25 protein-coding genes are annotated in these 21,128 nt (G+C 34.5%); 9 read left to right on the forward strand and 16 right to left on the reverse strand.

What is annotated here, in order from left to right:
* Positions 1–5: 5 nt before the first annotated feature.
* The gene (locus KXJ69_RS12675) at positions 6–953 is read right to left on the reverse strand and encodes an aldo/keto reductase (RefSeq protein WP_219053492.1); all 948 of its coding nucleotides are present in this window, start codon (positions 951–953) and stop codon (positions 6–8) included.
* A gap of 79 nt (positions 954–1,032) precedes the next feature.
* Complete coding sequence (gene xerD / locus KXJ69_RS12680; RefSeq protein WP_219053493.1) at positions 1,033–1,929, reverse strand: site-specific tyrosine recombinase XerD; 897 nt, start codon at positions 1,927–1,929, stop codon at positions 1,033–1,035.
* Between the two features lie 83 nt (positions 1,930–2,012).
* Here xerD and KXJ69_RS12685 point away from each other — a divergent pair, with 83 nt between their 5' ends.
* Positions 2,013–2,558 carry a porin family protein gene (locus KXJ69_RS12685; RefSeq protein ID WP_219053494.1) on the forward strand — a complete coding sequence of 182 codons (546 nt, stop codon included), beginning with the start codon at positions 2,013–2,015 and terminating at the stop codon, positions 2,556–2,558.
* Between the two features lie 164 nt (positions 2,559–2,722).
* Positions 2,723–3,229: an outer membrane beta-barrel protein gene (locus tag KXJ69_RS12690; RefSeq protein ID WP_219053495.1), complete on the forward strand. Its 507-nt coding sequence runs from the start codon at positions 2,723–2,725 to the stop codon at positions 3,227–3,229.
* Positions 3,230–3,273: 44 nt separating this feature from the next.
* Here the strand turns inward: KXJ69_RS12690 and KXJ69_RS12695 are convergent, their stop codons facing one another.
* The 3 genes from KXJ69_RS12695 to KXJ69_RS12705 are packed head-to-tail and all read right to left on the reverse strand — an operon-like array spanning position 3,274 to position 6,605.
* On the reverse strand, positions 3,274–5,022 hold the full coding sequence (locus tag KXJ69_RS12695; protein ID WP_219053496.1) for a sodium:solute symporter family protein: 1,749 nt from the start codon (positions 5,020–5,022) through the stop codon (positions 3,274–3,276).
* 3 nt (positions 5,023–5,025) lie between these two features.
* Positions 5,026–5,628, reverse strand: coding sequence for a helix-hairpin-helix domain-containing protein (locus tag KXJ69_RS12700; RefSeq protein WP_219053497.1), 603 nt, complete (start codon positions 5,626–5,628; stop codon positions 5,026–5,028).
* Complete coding sequence (locus tag KXJ69_RS12705) at positions 5,628–6,605, reverse strand: OmpA family protein (RefSeq protein WP_219053498.1); 978 nt, start codon at positions 6,603–6,605, stop codon at positions 5,628–5,630. The genes KXJ69_RS12700 and KXJ69_RS12705 overlap by 1 nt, the downstream gene beginning before the upstream one ends.
* A 142-nt stretch (positions 6,606–6,747) precedes the next feature.
* Here KXJ69_RS12705 and KXJ69_RS12710 point away from each other — a divergent pair, with 142 nt between their 5' ends.
* Positions 6,748–7,263 (forward strand): DinB family protein, encoded by a 516-nt coding sequence (locus tag KXJ69_RS12710; RefSeq protein WP_219053499.1) that lies wholly within the window; start codon positions 6,748–6,750, stop codon positions 7,261–7,263.
* A gap of 39 nt (positions 7,264–7,302) precedes the next feature.
* On the opposite strand, the gene KXJ69_RS12715 is transcribed toward KXJ69_RS12710, so the two are convergent.
* On the reverse strand, positions 7,303–7,734 hold the full coding sequence (locus tag KXJ69_RS12715; RefSeq protein ID WP_219053500.1) for a hypothetical protein: 432 nt from the start codon (positions 7,732–7,734) through the stop codon (positions 7,303–7,305).
* A gap of 76 nt (positions 7,735–7,810) precedes the next feature.
* On the opposite strand from KXJ69_RS12715, the gene KXJ69_RS12720 reads away from it, so the two are divergent.
* Positions 7,811–8,491, forward strand: a complete 681-nt coding sequence (locus KXJ69_RS12720; protein WP_219053501.1) for a DUF2461 domain-containing protein — start codon at positions 7,811–7,813, stop codon at positions 8,489–8,491.
* Here KXJ69_RS12720 and KXJ69_RS12725 read toward each other — a convergent pair.
* The 3 genes from KXJ69_RS12725 to KXJ69_RS12735 all read right to left on the reverse strand — a co-directional run bounded on the left by KXJ69_RS12725 (position 8,488) and on the right by KXJ69_RS12735 (position 12,967).
* Positions 8,488–8,895 (reverse strand): glyoxalase, encoded by a 408-nt coding sequence (locus tag KXJ69_RS12725; protein ID WP_219053502.1) that lies wholly within the window; start codon positions 8,893–8,895, stop codon positions 8,488–8,490. The genes KXJ69_RS12720 and KXJ69_RS12725 overlap by 4 nt on opposite strands.
* 134 nt (positions 8,896–9,029) lie before the next feature.
* Positions 9,030–12,122, reverse strand: a complete 3,093-nt coding sequence (locus KXJ69_RS12730; RefSeq protein WP_219053503.1) for a VPS10 domain-containing protein — start codon at positions 12,120–12,122, stop codon at positions 9,030–9,032.
* Between the two features lie 65 nt (positions 12,123–12,187).
* Positions 12,188–12,967, reverse strand: a complete 780-nt coding sequence (locus KXJ69_RS12735; protein WP_219053504.1) for a LolA-like protein — start codon at positions 12,965–12,967, stop codon at positions 12,188–12,190.
* Positions 12,968–13,092: 125 nt separating this feature from the next.
* Between KXJ69_RS12735 and KXJ69_RS12740 the strand changes: the two genes are divergently transcribed.
* The gene (locus KXJ69_RS12740) at positions 13,093–13,980 is read left to right on the forward strand and encodes a DUF72 domain-containing protein (RefSeq protein WP_219053505.1); all 888 of its coding nucleotides are present in this window, start codon (positions 13,093–13,095) and stop codon (positions 13,978–13,980) included.
* Positions 13,980–14,375 carry an acyl-CoA thioesterase gene (locus tag KXJ69_RS12745; protein ID WP_219053506.1) on the forward strand — a complete coding sequence of 132 codons (396 nt, stop codon included), beginning with the start codon at positions 13,980–13,982 and terminating at the stop codon, positions 14,373–14,375. Before KXJ69_RS12740 ends, KXJ69_RS12745 begins: the two co-directional genes overlap by 1 nt.
* 5 nt (positions 14,376–14,380) lie before the next feature.
* On the opposite strand, the gene KXJ69_RS12750 is transcribed toward KXJ69_RS12745, so the two are convergent.
* Genes KXJ69_RS12750 through KXJ69_RS12760 form a run of 3 tightly spaced genes read right to left on the reverse strand, consistent with a single transcriptional unit; the run spans position 14,381 to position 16,592 of the window.
* The gene (locus KXJ69_RS12750) at positions 14,381–15,649 is read right to left on the reverse strand and encodes a mechanosensitive ion channel family protein (RefSeq protein WP_219053507.1); all 1,269 of its coding nucleotides are present in this window, start codon (positions 15,647–15,649) and stop codon (positions 14,381–14,383) included.
* Positions 15,642–15,926, reverse strand: coding sequence for a DUF3817 domain-containing protein (locus KXJ69_RS12755; protein ID WP_219053508.1), 285 nt, complete (start codon positions 15,924–15,926; stop codon positions 15,642–15,644). Before KXJ69_RS12755 ends, KXJ69_RS12750 begins: the two co-directional genes overlap by 8 nt.
* A gap of 60 nt (positions 15,927–15,986) precedes the next feature.
* Positions 15,987–16,592 (reverse strand): M15 family metallopeptidase, encoded by a 606-nt coding sequence (locus KXJ69_RS12760; RefSeq protein WP_219053509.1) that lies wholly within the window; start codon positions 16,590–16,592, stop codon positions 15,987–15,989.
* Positions 16,593–16,649: 57 nt separating this feature from the next.
* Here KXJ69_RS12760 and KXJ69_RS12765 point away from each other — a divergent pair, with 57 nt between their 5' ends.
* Complete coding sequence (locus tag KXJ69_RS12765) at positions 16,650–17,375, forward strand: SDR family oxidoreductase (RefSeq protein WP_219053510.1); 726 nt, start codon at positions 16,650–16,652, stop codon at positions 17,373–17,375.
* Positions 17,376–17,436: 61 nt separating this feature from the next.
* Here KXJ69_RS12765 and KXJ69_RS12770 read toward each other — a convergent pair whose 3' ends face one another.
* Positions 17,437–18,291 carry an OmpA/MotB family protein gene (locus KXJ69_RS12770; RefSeq protein WP_219053511.1) on the reverse strand — a complete coding sequence of 285 codons (855 nt, stop codon included), beginning with the start codon at positions 18,289–18,291 and terminating at the stop codon, positions 17,437–17,439.
* A gap of 186 nt (positions 18,292–18,477) precedes the next feature.
* Between KXJ69_RS12770 and KXJ69_RS12775 the strand changes: the two genes are divergently transcribed.
* Entirely contained in the window at positions 18,478–18,654 is a 177-nt protein-coding gene (locus tag KXJ69_RS12775) for an adenylosuccinate synthetase (protein ID WP_219053512.1), read from the forward strand.
* Positions 18,655–18,689: 35 nt separating this feature from the next.
* Entirely contained in the window at positions 18,690–19,343 is a 654-nt protein-coding gene (locus KXJ69_RS12780) for a hypothetical protein (RefSeq protein WP_219053513.1), read from the forward strand.
* A 4-nt stretch (positions 19,344–19,347) separates the two neighbouring features.
* Here the strand turns inward: KXJ69_RS12780 and KXJ69_RS12785 are convergent, their stop codons facing one another.
* From KXJ69_RS12785 to KXJ69_RS12795, 3 genes are read right to left on the reverse strand one after another with little or no spacing between them, the layout of a single operon-like run.
* Positions 19,348–19,902, reverse strand: coding sequence for an ExbD/TolR family protein (locus tag KXJ69_RS12785; protein ID WP_219053514.1), 555 nt, complete (start codon positions 19,900–19,902; stop codon positions 19,348–19,350).
* 60 nt (positions 19,903–19,962) lie between these two features.
* Positions 19,963–20,400 (reverse strand): hypothetical protein, encoded by a 438-nt coding sequence (locus tag KXJ69_RS12790; RefSeq protein ID WP_219053515.1) that lies wholly within the window; start codon positions 20,398–20,400, stop codon positions 19,963–19,965.
* Positions 20,400–21,038, reverse strand: a complete 639-nt coding sequence (locus KXJ69_RS12795) for a hypothetical protein (protein ID WP_219053516.1) — start codon at positions 21,036–21,038, stop codon at positions 20,400–20,402. The genes KXJ69_RS12790 and KXJ69_RS12795 overlap by 1 nt, the downstream gene beginning before the upstream one ends.
* Between the last annotated feature and the right edge of the window lie 90 nt (positions 21,039–21,128).

A 21,128-nucleotide genomic window follows, 5' to 3' on the forward strand; every position in this document is an offset into this window, starting at 1 on the left:
TTTTTTTATTCATCATATATATTAATATATCCTTTTTCAGGCATTTCGAAGAATTTACCTGTAATAAACCGGTAGTTTTTATCCAAACTTGCTAGCAGTTTCATATCGGTTTCATCTAGCTTAATTTCACCTGCCTTTAAATTACTTTCCATATTTTTGGGAGTAACCGATTTAGGAATTACCGAAGTTCCTCTATTGGCGTGCCAACTCACTAATACTTGTGCAGGATGAATGTTGTGTTTTTGTGCAATACTTGTTATTTCTGGAATAGTAAACAAATTAGGCTCGTTAGCCGCTTTCATTTGTTCCGAACGATCTCCAGAACCTAAAGGAGAATAAGCCGTTAACAGGATGTTGTGTTTAGTGCAAAATTGAAGTAATTCCTTTTGTTGTAATAGGGGATGAAGCTCTACCTGATTAACCTCAGGAGCTACCTTCGCTTTTTCAATTAAATCTGAAAGCTTTTTGACACTAAAATTTGAAACGCCAATATGCTTTACCAAGTCTTTTTCTTTTGCTTCTTCCATTTTATTCCACGTTTTACTAATGGGAACTTCAGAGAGCGGTACAAAATCTGAAGCACTTTCGGGCATAGGGATTCCTGCTTTAAAGGCAACTGGCCAGTGGATAAGATAGAGGTCAAGGTACTCTAGCTGCAGTTTTTGCAACGAATCTTTTAAAGCTGGAATGACATTTTCTTGATGGTGTGCATCATTCCAAAGTTTAGAGGTGATAAATAAATCTTTTCTAGTTACATTTCCTTCGGCAAATACTTCTGCTAATGCTTCGCCAATATCGACCTCATTTCCGTAAATGGCGGCCGTATCAATATGTCTGTAGCCTATTTTAATAGCCGTTTTTAAAGCTTGCTTTACTTCGTCTCCTTTTGCTTTCCATGTTCCCAAGCCCACAACTGGTATAGTATCACCATTGGTAAATTGTAATGTTTTCACGTTTTATATTTTTCTTTAAAACTACAAAAAGGAAAAGAGGTCGTAAAGCGTAATTCATTAAATAACCTTTTTTTAACCTTTACTTTCTAGGATGAAATTGCTCCATTACTTTGGTTAAGTGCGACTTGTCAATGTGTGTGTAAATTTCAGTTGTGGTAATGCTTACGTGACCTAGCATTTGTTGTATGGCGCGTAAATCGGCACCGTTTTCCAAAAGGTGGGTAGCAAAGGAATGTCGAAAGGTATGTGGACTCACTGTTTTATGTATTCCAGCTTTTTCGGTTAAGTCTTTAATAATAGTAAATACCATGGCACGGGTGAGTGGATTTCCTCTTCGGTTTAAAAAAACGGTGTCCTTAGCTTTTTCATTTATTTTTTGGTGTACACGTATTTCTTTCAAATAAATGGAAATGTATTTTATCGTGTTATTCGCGATGGGAACAAATCGCTCCTTATCACCCTTACCAGTTACTTTTATAAAACCTTCTTCAAAAAATAAATCGGATATTTTAAGGTTTGTTGCTTCCGAAACACGCAAACCACAACCATAAAGGGTTTCCAGCAACGCTCTATTTCTTTCCCCTTGTGGCATACTTAAATCTATTTGCTGAATAATAGCATCAATTTCACTTTCTGAAAGGGTGTCGGGGAGTTTTCTACCAATTTTCGGGCTTTCAATAAGTTCTAATGGGTTGGTTTTTCGGTATTCTTCAAAAATTAGGTAGTTGAAAAAACCACGTAGCCCAGAGATGATACGACCTTGCGATCGAGGATTCACTTCTTTTGCTATTTGATAAATAAATTCTTGAATTGTTTTATCGGTTATCTTTTCAGGGCTTTCTTCTATAGTATTGGTCTCTAGCCATTTCATTAATTTTTTAATATCCAAAAGATAACTAGAAATTGAATTTTGAGATAACCCTCTTTCAATATGCAAGTAGTTTTGATAATCTTTAAGGGCTTGGCTCCACTTCACGTTAAATCTTATTTTTTTATTAAAAAATGTGCTAGTTACAAATTTCGTTATAATTTCGTAGAATAAACAAACAAATATATAATATGAAAAAAGTACTGATTTTATTAGCAATTACTCTTAGTTCGACTACCTTTTATGCACAGGACCTTGATCTTGGTATTAAGGCTGGGATGAACTTTTCTAATATTACAGACGCCACTGGTTTAAGTAACAAAACTGGCTTTGTTTTTGGAGCCTTTGCAGGGGCTAAATTAGGAGATAAAGTAGGAATACAAGGAGATTTATTATATTCTCAACAGGGAGCTGAGTTTGATGGTGGTGAAATTGATTTAAATTATGTAAACATTCCAGTTGTCTTGAAATACTTCCTTACAGAAAGTATTCATATTCACGGAGGACCACAGTTTGGATTTGTGGTAGATGATAATGTTAAGTCTGTTTTTCAAGATATTGAAGAAGATGTGGATTCTAAAAGTTTTGACCTTACTGGAGTAATTGGAGTAGGAGTAGATTTGCCTTTTGGGATTCGTTTGGACGGAAGGTATAATTTTGGTCTTACCGATGTCTTTGAGGGAGGGGATGGAAAAAACAGTGTAGTTATCGTATCTGCGGGATATTCGTTCTTGTAATTTAGAAACACTATAAATTTTAGAGGAGGCAACATCATTTGTTGCCTTTTTTTATTGGGTATCAATATGTTAACAACTTTGTTGAAAAATAGGGCAAATGACCTATAGGCATGGTATGTTATTATTTAATAGCTTTATTACATATTAATCAAACTATTTTAATCATGAAAAAAGTATTATTATTAGTATTTATTGCTGTAACAGGATTTACAGCAAATGCTCAATTCACCGCTGGTGTTTCTGGAGGTCTTCCTGTTGGGGATTCTGGAGATGTTGCTACTTTTGCCATTGCGGTAGATTTGGGGTATTTATTTGAAATTTCGGATAGTTTTTCAGCCGGACCAACTTTAGGAGTACAACATAACTTTGGAAAGGAATATGAACTTGATACAGGGGTAGGGACTGTCACAATTGATGGTGAAGATGCTACTTTCCTCCCTATAGCTGCAGCTGCACGTTTTAATGTGTCTGATGCTTTTTCATTAGGAGCTGATCTTGGGTACGCAGTTGGATTAGCACCAGACGGAAACGATGGAGGCTTTTATTATGCTCCAAGAGCAGCCTATTCTGTAAGCGATTTAATTGATATTGTTCTTGGATATAGAGGGGTAAGTCTTGATGGTGGAAGTTGGAATATTATATCACTTGGATTAGAATTTGGTATCGACTAATCAATTTCGGATTTTGTAAATAAAAGGGGCTCTTAGGAGCTCCTTTATTTTTTCTTCCAAAGTTTAAAAATAACAATAGCTGAAACTACTGCGACAGCAAATAATATTGTTGCTCCTAATATATTTCCATAGATCAAATACCCCGTTGCAAAGAGGAAAGTATATACAAATACAATTCCTAGGAGCATGGAGGCAAAATCAATGGTAAATCGATCGTGGGTTTCTTTTAAATGATAGTTTGAAGAAGCTTTTTGTTTAAACGATTTCCAGCCTACGCCATAGGGTGTTACTTTATTATAAAAGTTAACCAACGTATTCATATTAGTAGGTTGGGTGAGAAGTGTTACTGCAATCCAACTTACTGTAGTAATTAAAACTCCTAAGACTAATTTTTCGTGGTCTTCCAGTCCAAAATCCACCATTTGGAACAAAATGGCGACCACAAAAGAAACAATCATTCCAGTAATTTCACTATAGGCATTCACACGCCACCAAAACCATCGTAGAATAAAAATTAACCCCGTTCCGGCACCAATTTGTAGGAGAATATTAAAAGTATCTAAAGCGCTTTCAAATTGAAGTGCCAATAATGCCGAAAGGATCATTAAAACTACCGTAGAAAGCCTACCAATGTTTACTAATTCCTTTTCAGAAGCATCTTTTTTTACAAAGCGCTTATAAAAGTCTAATGAGATATAAGATGAGCCCCAATTTAAATGAGTTGAAATAGTACTCATAAAAGCGGCAATTAAGGAAGTAACGACTAATCCTAATAAGCCAGAAGGCAAATGGGTAAGCATGGCAGAATACCCTAAATCGTGGCCGGCTTTAGCATTTGGGAAGGCATTCGAAATATCTGAGAGCTCTGGATACAGAATTAAAGACGCTAAGGCTATTAAAATCCAAGGCCAAGGGCGAATAGCATAATGCGCAATATTGAATAGGAGCGTAGCACCAATAGCATTTTTTTCATCTTTTGAAGAAAGCATACGTTGCGCAATGTATCCGCCTCCACCAGGCTCTGCACCAGGATACCAAACACTCCACCATTGCACAGCAATAGGAATTAATAATAATGTCCAAAGGGATTTCGAATCGCTAAAATCGGGGAGAAAATTAAGTTTGTCGGCTACATGTTCATTTGCTAATAAAGTATCCAATCCACCTACTTCTGGCATTTGAACAATATACCAAGCAGCCCAAATAGAACCCACCATGGCAATAATAAACTGAAGAAAATCTGTAAAAATTACCCCACGAAGACCACCAATAGAACTATATATAACTGTAATTACGGAAGCATACACAACAGATTCCCAAGGTTCCAAATCAAATAAAATTCCACCAATTTTTATGGCTGCTAGACAGACCGCTGCCATAATCATAACATTGAAAAATACACCTAAATAAATAGCTCTAAAGCCTCTTAAAAATGCAGCTTCTTTTCCGCTGTAACGCAATTCATAAAATTCTAAATCGGTAAGTACTTCAGAACGTCGCCATAGTTTTGCATAAACAAAAACGGTTAACATTCCCGTTAATAAAAATGCCCACCAAACCCAGTTTCCTGAAATTCCGTTTTGGCGAACAATATCTGTGACTAGGTTAGGGGTATCGGCAGAAAAGGTCGTAGCTACCATAGAAATACCCAAAAGCCACCAAGGCATGTTCTTCCCAGAAAGAAAAAACTCTTGTGTATTTTTACCCGATTTTTTGCTTACAATAACACCAATAAGAAGAAAAATAGCAAAGAATGAAAATATAAGAATCCAATCAAGTGTACTTAATTCCATTTGTTAATACGTTTTTAGGGATTCTGCTTGTGCAATCCAGTTGTCGCGCTCTATTCTGCCAGGGAAAAAATCAATAAGCTCGGTAAGTATACGAATATCCTCTTCCTTAAATCGGCTAATTTGGTCGTAATTATAGATTCCTATTTCGTTAAGTCGCTGCTCTATGTAGGGGCCTATTCCGTTAATTTGAGTAAGATCGTCTTTGTTTTCCTTAGAACCATAACCAAAGTTTTCAAAATTTAATTCAGGTTTATTTTTGGTATAGGTAATAAAGCTCGTTCTTGCTTTTTCAACAATTTCTTCAGCAGACTTTGCAAGTGCTTCTTCTTTATTTCTATCGATGGTTTCCTGCTGGGTTTGTTTAACAACTTCCACTATTTTGGGCTTAATTTCAGTAAAAATAGTTTCTATGTCTGAGATGTTTGGAGAAAGATTATTTAGCTTGTTAAGGTTAGCTTGTCGTTTAATTTTCTTTACAATTTTTGAATATTTTGAACGCTGAATAGACCAAGCGGCATAGTAGCCAATTAAAAACGTACTGAGCATTAAGAGAAAAATCCCAAAGTAATCTGGTAATTGATTTATAAACTCGTTCAATGGATTCATTAATTTGCTCTGTATTTTACTTCTATGCGTCTATTTAAAAATTGCCCTTCTTCGGTGTTATTATTTGCTATAGATTTTGCTTCTCCTTCAGACAATGCAATTACTTTATCTTTAGCTAAACCTCCTTTGTTTATTAAATACCAACGAACTTGTCTAGAATATTTTAAGGCAAGCATATAATTATCGTTGGCATTTCCTATATTATCGGTATGCCCAACAATTTCAACTCTTACATTTGGATTTGATGAAAGAACATTTTTAACCTCTTCCAATAATTCCTTAAGGACGTCATTTACAAAAATATCATTATTTACCAACTTTGGGTAAATTGTTTTGTCTTCTGGCAATCTAAATTTTAACGAATTAAGTCTAACTGTATCTAAGGGCTTAAAAGTAAACGAGATACCATACGGAAAAGCACCATTATTATCATAGTTAAAATCCTTTATCATTGATTTTATAGCTAATTTTTCTCGTGGAATTCCCACACTTTCCAAAATATCTCGAATCTTATTCCCTCTTCGTATCCCAAGATTTGGATTTTTTATTTTTTCAGAAGCGGCATATAGCCCTATAATTTGGACTTCTTCCTTCGGGTGTTCTAAGAGGTAGGTGTTGATTTTATATTTGAAGTCTAAAATCTCTGGCGGAATGACAACCGTAGAAGTATCTTTAAAAATGGTAATTCCTTTTGTAAACAAAAAGATAACATCTCCATCTTGATTGGTAGCTCGCAATCCTTTACTTAATGGTTCTTCTTCAAAAGTATTCTGAATATTTTCGGTAAGATTTAAAGTGTCAATAAGTGAAGTATCTAAAGTGTCCATACTCACTAGAGGGACTTCTTCATTTGTTTCAATAGGAGTGATGTCACTAAGTTTATCGGTTTGTTTTACCGGGTTAAGCCATGAATACAGCCATAAACCAAAAAATGACCAAATAAGAAAAACTAAAAAAGCTATGATGAAGTTTTTCATTTACGGAGCTAGGCTGTTATAATTTATTGTTTTGCGGGGCACTATATAGACAAATTTACAAAATTATAAAGGTGTAAGAATATTCAACGTCTATTATTTTAACCGATTTATTAACTTTAAATTGACAAGCATTAATATACGTATGGAAAACCATAAATTTTTAAATGATTTTAAGCAAAATCTATGTTATCGCATAGATGAAAGCACCCGAATGGTTGAAAAAAGTTTGCAAGAAATTTCTTTCGAGGAACTTTGGAGAAAACCAAATAATAATCTTAATAGTATTGGGAATCTTTTGCTTCATTTGTGTGGTAATATGACACAATATGCTATTGCTTCTTTAGGAAATCTTCCAGATACAAGAAATAGAGATGAAGAATTTTTAACAGGAGGTGGATTTTCAAAACAAGAACTGCTTCTAAAACTTAAAAATACGGTGGAAAAGGTGAAGGAAACCTTATTAACTACATCTTATGAAGAATTTTTGCGGGAACGAAATGTGCAAGGATTTACACTTTCGGGCATAGGAATAATTATCCACGTTGTTGAGCATTATTCCTATCATACAGGGCAAATAGCCTTTTGGATTAAACTCATTAAAAATAAGGATTTAGGGTTTTACGAAGATTATGATTTAAACACAAAAAATGAATCATAAAAAAAGCCCAATTTGGGCTTTTTAGAAATGTTCTTTAATCTATTTTAACCATCCCTTCGCAATTGCTTTATTGGAATACCAAACAAGGAAAAACCCAATGACCACGACCATAATTGGCATAATCATTCCGCCGGGACCATATACATCCATAGCACCACTAAGGAATAAATTATACACCATTTGGACTAAAATCCCAACTAGGGATACTAAGAACACGGGTTTAGCCCACTTTTTTCTGAATATAAGTAATAGGGACCCTAATAATCCTGCCCATACGGCAATAGCAAAAGCAGAAGTAGCCCAAACAGGAATATCATTATAAAGTGCACTTTCTGCTTCTGGTAGCATATCTAATTCCTCTTGAGTGATTGACTGCTGAGCGACATAGGCCATAGCTCCTAGACCATTCCAAATAACCGCAATTACTGCAATTATCCAAAAAACAGCAGAGGGTTTGTTAGTTGTTGTCATAATGTTTTGGTTTTAAGTTGTTTGAAATAAAAGTACAAAAAATATTATATAGTATATTTAGGCATAAATTTAAACTATGTCTGTAACGATTCCTTCAACTGTTTTCAGTTTTTTAAAAGATTTAAGAGCAAACAATCACCGTGATTGGATGCAAGAGCATAAAAAAGAATATCAGCAAAATGAAAAGGCACTTAAAAGCTTTTATACTGAAGTGGAAAAAGGGTTAAATCAAAAGGACCAAATTGAAAAGCTAAAAGTCTTTCGCATTAATCGAGATATTCGTTTTAGCAATGATAAAACACCATATAATGTTCATCGAAGTGTAAGTTTTAGTAGGGCAGGAGAACATCGTAGAGGCGGCTATTACTTGCGTATTGAACCAGGAAATACATTAATGGCGGGAGGGTTTTTTGAACCCAATCCTGCTGATTTGTTAAGAATTAGAAAAGAATTTGAAATGGATGCGACTCCAATTCGTAAAATTTTAGCAGCGAAAGAATTTAATAAAGCCTTTGGAGGTTTTATTCAAGAATATAAAGTGAAAACTGCCCCAAAAGGATTTAGCAAAGAAGATCCCAATATCGATTTAATCCGTTTGAAAAGCTTTTTTGTTACTCATAAGTTTTCAGATAAAGAGGTAACTTCACCAGATTTTAAAGATAAACTTTTACATCACTACGAACTTCTTCGCCCATTTTTTGATTATTTGAGTGAAGTACTTACCACTGACCTAAATGGAGTATCTACACTTACCTAATAAAGTTCCGCGTATTCTAGGAGTTGGATATTACTTTTTAAACGATCCTTTACAATATTCATCATTCGCTTATTAAGAGCCGATGAGTTTTGAATATAGGTTTCGTATTCAGCAAGTGTAAATTGTCCTATGATAATTCCCTTCAAAGAATTTCTGAATTTCATATCCTTGTGAATGGCATTCTCAATATAATCTAGCCGTTTTTCAATAGTAAGATCGTAAAAAACGTTTTTGTGTTTTGCAACATAGTTTTTAAAAACAGCCAATAATAAGTCGTTTTGAAGCTTAGTAACAGGGCGTAATGTTTGATTTTGAAAAATTTCGTCGGAAGACATTCCAGGGGTAATTTTTGCGGATACAATTGTAGGGCGAAGACTTAAAAGCACTTCATCTCGAGTTTCCATGGTGATGTGTTTTAATAAAATTATGGATTTGAAGTGTGAAAAAGGCTACAACTAGATGAAGTTATGCACAATGATTTCAACAATAAAAAAAGAAGCCCCGTCAATAATAACAGGGCTTTATAATATTTAAAAGGTTACTTTTTACCTAAATATTCTTCTTTGGGTAAAACTGCAGGCTTTTCAAGATTGTTCTTTTCTAAAAAGGAAGTAAACTTTTTACCTTCTTTTCCCATAATCTCGTTAAAGCGTAGTTTTTCTTTTTCGAACTCTTCAGAAATTAATTTATAATTCTGCTTTTGAGCGCCAGAAACTCTATCGTAACTTGAAGCAACGTTTGCATATAATTCCCCCATGCGTTCACGCAATTCTGGCTCTGCAGAAGCCACATAGTTATCACCCGTAGTGATTACTAAATCTTTCCTAAGATTTTCTAAGGCATCGTATAGTTTTTGAGCATCCTTTTTCCCTTTGGGATGATTTTCAATGACAAGTTGCGCTACTTTTTGAGTTTCAGTAATTTCATAAACTAAATACGCTAAATCTTCCACCATATTAAATAAGGTGTTGGTGAGTGCTTCCTGTTCTTTTCTTTCGGCTAACGTGCCTAAAGAAGTTTCGTCATATTTTAGTTCTATGACTTGCTCATACGTGTCTTTTCCTTTTGATAATAGCACTTTGTATTTCCCAGCAGGAACGCGTTTAGGACTAAAACCTGCAAACGAAAGTGTTTTTGCTTCGGCCATTTTGGGCGCAGCAGAAGTGAAATTCCAGTTGACTACATTAATTCCTTTAGATTTTCCGGCGGGAAGAGACGTAATTTTGTTTCCATCCATATCCTGAATTTCCATTTCCATTTTACCGAAGGTGTGCCGCTTTTTTAAATAATAAATTATACGTGCTGCAGTAGACCTATTGGGACCAACGAATTGGGTTTCGTTTCCAAAACCTCCGGAAAAACCACTTTGCTCCACCATGGTAAATGGTTTTGTTTCAAAAAAGTGTACATCTTTTGAAAGAACATCTTGGTTAATTTGACGTAACGGACTTATGTCGTCAATAATAATTACTCCTCGTCCGTGAGTTCCCATCACAATATCATTGGTTTCTTTTTGAAGATCAATAAAATGAACAGCGACAGCTGGCATATTATTAGTAAACTTAGACCAATTTTTTCCTCCATCAATAGTGACATACAGTCCAAATTCAGTACCTAAAAACAGCAAATCTTCATTTTCATAATCCTCTTGTATGTTACGGACAAAAGCATTTTTCTCAATATCTTCTGAAATAATATTTGTCCAAGTCTTTCCGTAATCTGTTGTTTTTAAGGCATAGGGTTTAAAATCACCCGATGTATGTCCATCAAAAACCACATAGGCTGTCCCTTTACCGTGGACACTTGCTTCAATATGATATACCCAAGTATTTGCTGGAATACCTATTAAATTTGGAGTAACATTGTTCCAAGAGGTACCACCATTGGTAGTTAACTGCACATTTCCATCATCCGTACCAACCCAAATAACATTTTCATCCAGAGGAGATTCTGCAATAGTGAAAATGGTTGTATGATTTTCTGCACCACTATTGTCCATGGATAAGCCACCTGATTCTTCTTGGTTTTGTTTAGCTTTATTATTGGTGGTTAAATCTGGAGAAATAATGGTCCAACTATCTCCCATATCATCACTTTTATGTAGAAATTGACTTCCCATATAAAAGCGATCTGGGTTATGATTACTCACTGCCATAGGGGCATTCCAGTTAAATCTCAATTTTGGTTTTCCTGTTTCAGCTAAAGGCTGAATGGTTTTTGTTTTATTCTTATCAACATCATATCTCCAAACACTAGCAGCTCCTTGCATTTCAGAATATATAATATTCTTTGTTGGATGTTTTAAAACTCTAAAGCCGTCTCCGTATCCTACGCTGTTCCAATCACGGGCTTCAATTCCACCCGGTGAAGAGGAGGGACCATACCAACTTCCATTATCCTGAAGTCCACCATATACATTATAAGGCTTTTCATTATCAACGCTAATGTGATAAAACTGGGATAACGGTAAGTTTTCGGTAATTTCAAAAGTAGTTCCTCCGTTCCAAGAACGATAGAATCCGCCATCGGTGCCAGAAAACATAACATCACTGTCGTTAATATGAAATGTAATATCGTGAATATCACTATGCATATTCCCTAAATCTTTGAAGGTTTTCCCTCCATCTCTACTTATAGATCCGCTTAAGCCACCTTTTACAATTACATCTGGATTACGAGGATCCACTGTAATTCGAGAAAAATAAAAGGGTCGAACCACCAATCCGAAGTCATTATTTAGATGTTCCCAACTTACACCAGCATTGGTAGATTTCCAAAGACCATTTTTCGTTTTATCTTCTGTTTCTAGAACAGCATACAGAATATTACTATCGCTAGGAGCTAGTGCCAAACCAATTCTTCCGAGCGAACCCGATGGAAAACCATTATGAATTTTATTCCATGTATTTCCAGCGTCCACAGATTTATAAATACCACTATGAACACCTCCCGAATTAAACCCCCATCCAGATCTTCTAAATTCCCACATGGAAGCATAAAGTGTAGAAGGATTTTTAGGATCCATAATTACATCTCCTGTACCCGTTGAGGGATTTATATATAAAATCTTGTTCCAAGTTTTTCCACCATCAATAGTTTTATAAACACCTCGTGTCTCGCTATCGCTCCATAAAGCACCTAGAACACCTACATATATTTCATTAGTGTTATTTGGGTTAATCACTATGGATGCAATACGCTCGCTATCTTCGAATCCAGCAACCTCTTTCCATGTGCTTCCACCATCTGTCGATTTAAACAAGCCATTCCCAATAGAAACCGAGTTCCGTGTCCAAGTTTCACCAGTTCCTACCCAAATGGTATTGTCCGGATCTTTTGGGTCCAGTGTTACAACTCCAATGGATTGCACATAGTCGTCGAAAATGGGTGAAAAAGTAGCACCTCCATCCGTTGTTTTCCACACACCACCACCTGCGGCTCCTATATACATGATTCTTGGATTGGTAGGGTGCATCTCGATATCATTTATGCGACCGCTCATAAGTGCTGGGCCTATTTGCCGTGCCGTCATATCTCCAAATAATTCTTTTCCCTTAAGAGAAACATCTTGAGAATTTCCAAAAAAAGGAATTAAAAGTAATGCGGCAAAGAGTATTAGAATATGTTTCATTTTGGTTGAGTTTTGTTTAAAAAAAATTCCCGCTAGGCAGGAATCTTAAATTGTATTCAATAAAATTAATTTTTGCTTCCGCCATCTGAAGCTGGAGCAGGAAATTTAAAGATGCTTTCATCTACCTCACCATTAATAACAATATTGGTGATAGTAATTTGCTGTCCGCCAGGTTGTCCTTTAGCACCTTCGGTAATGGAAAATGGAAAATACAATCCTTCAACTTCCTGATAATCGCTAAATTTTGTTTGTCCAACTATTCCAGCTGCAGGCCCACTTTTGATTTCTTTTTCAACAACTATAGGAACAAAGTTTTCAGCATCAAAATAATAGAAGGTAATATCTTGTTCTTCTTTCCCATCAACCATAATGGGTTCTTTGGTTAACTTTATTTTGAAGGTTTCAGTCCCTTCAACGGTTTCGGTTCCCACTAACTCCACAGAGTGTCCTTTTGATGCATAATCAATAAAAGGATCAGGAAAATCATTTATATCATTTTTGTAGTTCTTAGTAGCTTCAGCATCACTTTTCTCGGCAGCCATGGTCATTTGGTTGGTTGCCCAAAGTGTTTCACCATCATACACATTTTGATAAAATGTTTGCCCTTGAAAGTCTGCTTTCATTAACGATTTCCCATTATTCATTTGAATCATGGCAATAGGCAACTCCATTCCTTGAAAATTAACACTTCCTTCAAAAGATAGCGTTTTTACATTTTTCCAATTTTCAAGTCCTCCAGTATTTTCAAAATAATTGGCTAGAATTTCATCCGCAGTTTGTGCTTGAAGAAATGTGGTTGCTCCAAAGCATAAAATGGCTAATGTTATAAGTTTTAACTTGTTCATAAGTGTTTTATTAAGATTTTACGTAAAAGTAAGTATCGATTTTTACATTATTGTTACAATAATTAATATTTTTTTGAAATTTAAATTCACTTTCAAAATGGGTATCTTTACAAAAATTTTGATATATGAAATTCGGAAAAGTAGATGATCCAGATAACATAGATTTCTCACTTCCTAATGATCATCCATCCACAAAAGAACTTTTACAAAAAAATAAATTGAAAAACCCTCTTAAAGTGTATGTGGGATGTGCAAAATGGAATAAAGCCGATTTAAAAGGATTTTATCCTCGTGGCACTAAAGATGAATTAGCATATTATTCCACACAGTTTAATTCAATAGAATTAAATGCTACTTTTTATAGAATTTTTCCCGTGGATACCTTTGCCGGTTGGTATGAAAAGACTCCAGAAAATTTTCGCTTCTTCCCAAAGTTCTTTCAAGGAATAAGCCATTGGAAACGCCTTGTAGATTGTGAGGAAGTATTAAATGAATACGTTTTACACGCTTCAAATCTAAAAGAAAAGCTTGAAATGCCCTTTGTACAAATGCCAGATAATTTTGGACCCAAAAATATTGAAAGACTAGAGCCGTTCTTTAAAATGCTTCCTAAAGATATAAAGCCTGCAATTGAATTTCGCCATACGGATTGGTTTAATGATACCGTTGTTGCAAACGAATTGTACGATATTTTAGAGCGAAACGAAATCTCAAATGTAATCGTTGATACGGCCGGCAGAAGAGATTTATTACATATGCGAATGACAACCCCAACGGCATTTATTCGCTATAATGGGGCAAATCACCCAAGTGATTATGATCGGTTGGACGATTGGGTAGATAGGCTAGAGGAGTGGGTTTCACAGGGATTAGAGAATATCTATTTTTTTGTTCATCAAAATATTGAAAAGGCATCTCCGTTGCTTTCTTCACATTTTATAAAAAATATAAATAACCGTTTAGGGACAAATTTGGTTATTCCTAAAATGGACAACCCTAAAAATAAGTTTTAATGAGATTTCACAGTAGAAAATGGGTAAAACCCGAAGATTTAAATCCTAATGGTACTTTATTTGGTGGTCGATTGCTAGAATGGATTGATGAAGAAGCTGCCATGTACACCATTATTCAGCTAGAAAACCCTGGAATAGTAACTAAGTTTATGAGCGAAATAAACTTTAGAAGTTCAGCAAAAAAGGGAGATATCGTTGAAATTGGAATTGAAGTAGTACATTTTGGTAAATCGTCAATTACACTTCAGTGTGAGGTGAGAAATAAAATGACACGAGAAACCATCATAACCATTGATAAAATTATAATGGTGAATCTTGACGAGGATGGAATCCCTGTACCACATGGGAAAACCCAAATTGAATATGTAAAGGACCGGTTAAACAAAAACGATTAGAAGGATTAACCTTTTAGGCCTTCAAAATCTTTACCTGAAGGAATTTCGAACAATTCTAATCCAAAATAGGGGATGGCAGCGATTAAATGGTCGAAAATATCTGCTTGAATATGTTCGTAGTTTTCCCATCTTTTATCGTGGCTAAAACAGAATATTTCAATGGGTATCCCACGATCTGTTGGGGCTAAATGCCGAACCATTAAAAACAATTCTTTGTTAATAGCAGGATTTTCATTAATAAATGCATCTGCATATTTTCTGAAAACTCCAAGGTTTGTTTGATTACGCCCGTTTATAAGTAATTCTTTATTAACATTATGTGCGGTGTTGTAGCGTTTTACATCCCTTTCACGATGGTCCAAATAGGGTTTAATGAGCTCAATTTTTTCTAATTTTTCGATTTCTTCTGGAGATAGAAATTTAACCGAGTTTTGTTTGATGAATAAGGACCTTTTTATTCTTCTTCCATCAGATTCCTGCATTCCTCTCCAATTTTGAAAGGAGTCGGCAATCAAGCTATAGGTAGGAATGGTGGTATATGTATTGTCGAAATTTTGTACACGAACGGTAGCGAGATTTATTTCAGTTACATAACCATCTGCGCCAAATTTGCTGAAGGTAATCCAATCTCCAATACGCACAATATCATTGACCGATACTTGTATACTTGCAACAAAACCTAAAATGGTATCTCTAAAAATGAGTAATAATACAGCAGAAGCTGCCCCCAATGAAGCCAAACTTTCAATGCTAAATCCAGAAATTAAATTTACAATTAAAAAAATGGCACCTCCCCAAGCAAATATCATTAATACTTGCTGATAGCTTTCTAGGGGCTTGTCATTAAATTTCTCGTTACTTTCTCGTAAGTAATTCTTTGTGGTACGAAGGATACTCCTAAAAATATAGACAGATAAAATCACCAATAAAATTTTGGCAATCATAAGGCTAAATTTTTCAGTTTTTGGATAGTCGTTTAATATAATGGGGATTAAATACCAAATCAAAAACCATGGAGCGAGATGTGCTACAAAACGAGGAAAATTACTTTTTACTAGAAAATCATCATACGTAGTTTTCGTTTTGTTACTGAAGGCTTTAAAAAGCTGCACAATAACATTACGAGTTATGTAATCAAGAATAAAAACAATAATAATACCAATAATAGCAACAACAATAGTGTTGAGAAGTGTTGCCCAAAAATCGGTCATACCTTGTTGGTAAAGGTATTTCCGAAGCATATCGGCATATTGAATTATGTCTTTTTTATCCATTTAAATATTTTCTTTCAGCGTAAAAAGGACCAAATGGCAATACAGAGCAAAGTAACACAATAAGAAAAGTAGAGGTGGGCCATTGCAGCTTTTCTTTCATAAAATAAGCTGCCATAACATACATTATAAAAAGAATTCCATGAAGCATTCCCACAACTTGTACCATTTGAGGCATTTCGAATATATATTTTAAGGGCATTGCTATTCCCAGTAATAACAAAAATGAAATAGCTTCCAGCGTACTGATAATTTTAAATTGCTTTATTGAAATATCCATTAGGTAAAATTTTTGCAAAGATACATTTTGTATTGGGCGTACTGCTATTTTAACGATTTTTTAATCACATGGTAAAGGCTCGTTCAAAATAGGGTATAGGAAGTTTTTTTGATAACTAAAATGCCACCATTCAGTTCTAATGGTTTGAAAACCAAATTGTTTCATTCCTTCTATCAATAGCTTTCTATTATTCAATATTTCTTCCGAAAAATTATAATTATCTATATGGGCGTCTTTTCCAAAGAAATCATAATCGCTTCCCATTTCAACATAACAGCCCTCAAGGGTTACCAAGGTAATATCTACCGCAGCACCTCTGTTATGTATGGATCCTTTGCCATACGGATTGGCAACATAGGCTGCATTAGGTACTTTTTTCCACATCATTTTTTGGATGTCTAATGGACGGTAACAATCGTATATTTTTATTTTGTATCCTTTTTCACAGAAATAGTCATTTGCAAGGGTTAGGGCTTTAGCTACTTCTGGCTGTAAGACACATTTTGCACAAGGATATAAGGTTTCACCCATAAAATTTTGTGGGGTTGCATATCTTATTTCAAATTCAAATTCAGTAGATAAGGATTCAATCGCAACCAAAGACTTTTGACCAAATCCTTGAGCAATATAAAAACAGAAAAAAATAAAGGAAGCATACTTTATCATAAAAAAGTAAAAGTGTATAATACTCAAAGATACATTATCTTTGAAAAAAAGAATTTGATGCAAAAAACACATAGTAAAGTAGCTCTTATTACAGGAGGAACAAAAGGAATTGGTTTTGGCATTGCTGAAGCTCTATTAAAGAATGGAATTCATGTGGCTATAACTGGAAGACATCAAAAAACAGTTAGAGAGGCATTGGTACAATTGAATGGAGGTGGAAACGACGCTACTTATGCTATTGGAATTGAGGCAGATGTAAGAAATTATGAAAGCCAAAAGGAAGCCGTGCGTCAAATAGTAGAAGAGTTTGGTAAGATTGACATTGTGATTGCCAATGCGGGGGTAGGGCATTTTGGACCTGTACATGAACTCACAGTTTCCCAATGGAACGAAACAATAGAAACAAATTTAACTGGGGCTTTTTTTACTTTGAAAGCAACGGTAGATGAGCTTATAAAAAACAAAGGGTATTATTTTACCATATCCAGTTTGGCAGGGACTAACTTTTTTGCAAACGGAAGTGCCTATAATGCAAGTAAATTTGGACTCACAGGTTTTACCCAAGCAGCGATGCTAGATCTACGCCAACATGGCATTAAAGTAAGTACCATTATGCCTGGCTCTGTAGCAACACATTTTAATGGGCGAACTCCTAGCGATGAAGATTCTTGGAAGATACAACAGGAAGATATTGGTGAGATTGTAGTGGATTTATTAAAGATGCACCCTCGTACGTTACCAAGTAAAATTGAGGTGCGACCATCTATGCCACCGTCTAAATAATAGTTTATAAAAAAAGAACAGCCCCATTAAGGGGCTGTTTTACAAAGCTTGCAAGTATGGATTAGTTTGCGCTAAGTAAGGCTAAAAACTTATCTAAGTTAGGTAATATCACAATTCGGGTTCTTCTATTTTTTGAACGCCCTTCTTTGGTTTCATTTTCGGTTAAAGGGTGATAACTACTTCTTCCAGCTGCGATTAATTTTGCAGGGTCAACACCAAAATCATCTTGTAGTTTTCTAATAACAGCGGTAGATCGTTCTACACTTAATTCCCAATTGTCTTTAATATAAGCACCTGGTTTTACTGTTTGAGCATCGGTATGTCCTTCAATAAGAACTTCCATAGCAGGTTCACTATTAATAACATCGGCCAATCGTTGTAATAGGTTATTTGCTTTGGGGTTAATTCTGTAACTTCCTGAATTGAATAATAATTTGTCAGAGATGGTTATCATCACAACGGTTTCATCAATGTCTACACTTATGTCGTCATTTTCACCTTCGGAAACAAATGTATCATCAAGGTTCTTTTTCAAATTATAGGAGATAATAAGATTCATAGAATCTTCTAGGGTTCTCGCTTGTGCCAATTCATTGGCATCTACTTTTGTCAATGCTGCTTTCATTTGAGCTTTATCCTTATTAGATAAAACAACGTTACCATAGTTTTTTAAACTTGTATTTTCTAATTCTACATTTGCGTCACTTAATGATTTAATTTTTGCATTGTAATTCGCTACGCGTTCTTCAATCTTGGCATATTTTGCTTCAATTTCTTCCTTTTCTAGTTGGGTCTTAACCAATGTTGATCGAGTATCGTTGTATTGATTTTCTAATTCAACATATTTTTTTTTGGAAACGCAGGCGGTTAAACTTAATAGACCTGCGGTCATGGTTAGTGCAATAACTTTTTTCATAGTAAATGGTTTTATGTTTTATGAGGATGATAACGGTGGGGTAGCGTAAAATTATTCGTTAAAGACTGCTATTGTTTTGTTAATTAAACCTGCATTTCATCCGTATTTGTTAATGTTTATTAAAATCTTCGGAATTACTAAATTGAACCAACGCATTTTCTTTATTTTTATACAAAATAAACCGCTATGAAACTTCAAATACCGACAGAGGTTCCTAACCCAAGTAATAATACTCCTATTGACTTGTCAAATATTTTTGACGTGCTATTATTTATTGTAGCTCCGCTGTTGTTAGTTGTATTTTATTTTTTACATCGGAAAAAAGGGAAAGAGAATGCGGATTCAAAAAAAGAAGATATTTAGTATTATTTGGCTTGAATATTGTTAATTCAATCGCTATGCAAAGAAGCTATCTTTTTATCATTTGTCTTTTTGTATTTCAATTGGCTTGTTCGCAAATTGAAAACAACACTAATTCTATTCAGTTCGAAATTAATGAAACCAATACTCCTGAAAGTACAGGACTTGAGTTACCTGCAAGAAAAAAACCTACGTTAACAATTCCATTAGAAGAGCGTGACCCTAATACAACCATGTCTATAGGAGAAGAAGAAAATGAAAAATTGGATATGACTAAAACCGATGGATTGTTAGATAACAAAACAGACATGGCACCTAAGGCTTTTACAAAGGATAAAGAGCCATCGCTAGAATTTGATAGGGACATGAATTTAGGCGATATTAAAACGGGAGCACGGTTTGTAAGTGTTCAATATCGAGATCATGAATATGTAGATGGAGATTTAATTAGAGTATATGTAAATGATGATATAGTTCAATCCAGTGTTTTTTTAAATAGCTCTTTTTCTGGATTTACACTCACCCTAGAGGAAGGTATCAATAAAATAGAATTTGAAGCTTTAAATCAAGGCTCTTCTGGACCTAACACAGCCGAATTACACGTTTACGATGATAATGGGCTTATTGTATCTGCGAAAGAATGGAATTTACTTACAGGTAGAAGAGCTATTATTACTGTAATTAAAGAATAACCTTTTATTTTAAAGCTGCTTCTGTAAGTAAAATGGGATATATTTCTCCTAATGTTAATAATTCCTTTTCCGAAAGTTGTGCAAATTCTTTTTTAAGATATTGCATGGTATAACTTTCCCTTAATTCAATAAATGCTTGGCTAATGGCTACTTGAACTGCTATAAAGCTTTTATAACTTGACTCCCCAGAAGAATTTAAAGATATAATTGCTTTTTTTGGATTTTCTGAAAGGTTTTCAAGAGAGGCTCCTTTACAATACAAACAAGTTCCATCCCCATTATTATCTACAAAAGATTTAATAGCTTCGGTTAATTCTGAAAATGATATAAGCGCATTATTTACAAATAGTTCATTGTCTTTGTTTAAATATATTCTAAAGACATTTCGCTCCTTAGCAGGGACAGTACAATCCCCAGTAAGACATTTGGGGGGAAGTTTTCTAACAATACCTTTATCGTTAGGAATTGTTGTTGCCACTAAAAAAAATATGAGTAATAGGAAAGCAATGTCTGCCATACTTCCTGCATTAATTTCGGGAGTGAATCTTACAGTTCTCATGAGATGATGGTTTTAGGTTTTATGGTAAAACCAATAAACATTCCAAACTCACAAATAAGTTTAATTGTATGTCGTGATTCTTAAAAACTGGGCAGCTCTAGCGTTTAATTGAAAGTCTAAATCAGTAATAAACGAGTTTAATTTGTTATCCTTAAAATAACTTGTAATTTGAGGTATATTGGCAGAAGTCTCTTGATAATATTGTCTTAAAACCTCATTCTTTACAGGAAAGCCTTGTTGTCGACACCAATCTAAATAATCGGTACTATCATCTATGATTTCCCATTCACGTAATACAAGAACAGCATGTAATAAGGTATTTCTAATTTCAAGATCTCGGTACTCATCTTGAATAAAGACTTTGTAAGAAACATCATTTAAAAGTATCGTGATAACAAAAACACCTTCAAAAATTGAAGGTGTTATATTTAGTATTAGAATGTTATTAGTATCGTAAAACTTTTCTAAAGCATCTATTTCAGTATACTTATGTTGCATTATTTTTTTACTTGTACTTCCTCTTCTTCCATACGAGCCATTAACTCTTGGTAGGACTCAAGCGTAACGTACATTTTTCCACCAATAGAGACAATTGGAGTTTCCATGGAATCTAATCGTTCTATCCCACCTACTAACGCACCAGATAGTTGTTGTTTTACACGTTCATCATCTTCAATTATAACCTTACGGTATTTATAAGGACTTTCATTCAATGAACTTACAAGTGTATCACATTTAGTTGTACAATTCTTTGGAATAAATAGTGTAATTGGTTTTTTAGGGTCAATTTTTATTAATTCAAAAGGCACTTTGCGAACCCTACGCGATAAGCTATCACTTACATATAGTTTATAAGTATACATAGCTTGCCAACCTCTTTCAACAATTAAAGTAGCAATATTCACTTTTGAAGTAGCAGGAACACGGTATAAAAGTTGTCTCCCACCTCTGGCTCTAAATCCGCTTCCCTCAACCTCTATGGAGACATCAAGATCTACTAAGTTTTTATTTACAGCATATAAAAGCAATTTGTTATTTTCTAATTTGTCTTCAATTTCTACAGTATATTCTTGCGAGAAAAGGGTTGTAGTGGTAACAACAAGTAAAAATGATAGAGATAATATTTTTTTGAGCATTCCTTTTTCTTTAGTGGTCGAAGATACTAATAAATGATAAATTCTAAAAAATTTAATTCCACCCGAACAATGAGTCTTGTTTTATAAAAA

This window comes from Halomarinibacterium sedimenti, from assembly GCF_019312585.1.
Lineage (GTDB): Bacteria > Bacteroidota > Bacteroidia > Flavobacteriales > Flavobacteriaceae > Halomarinibacterium > Halomarinibacterium sedimenti.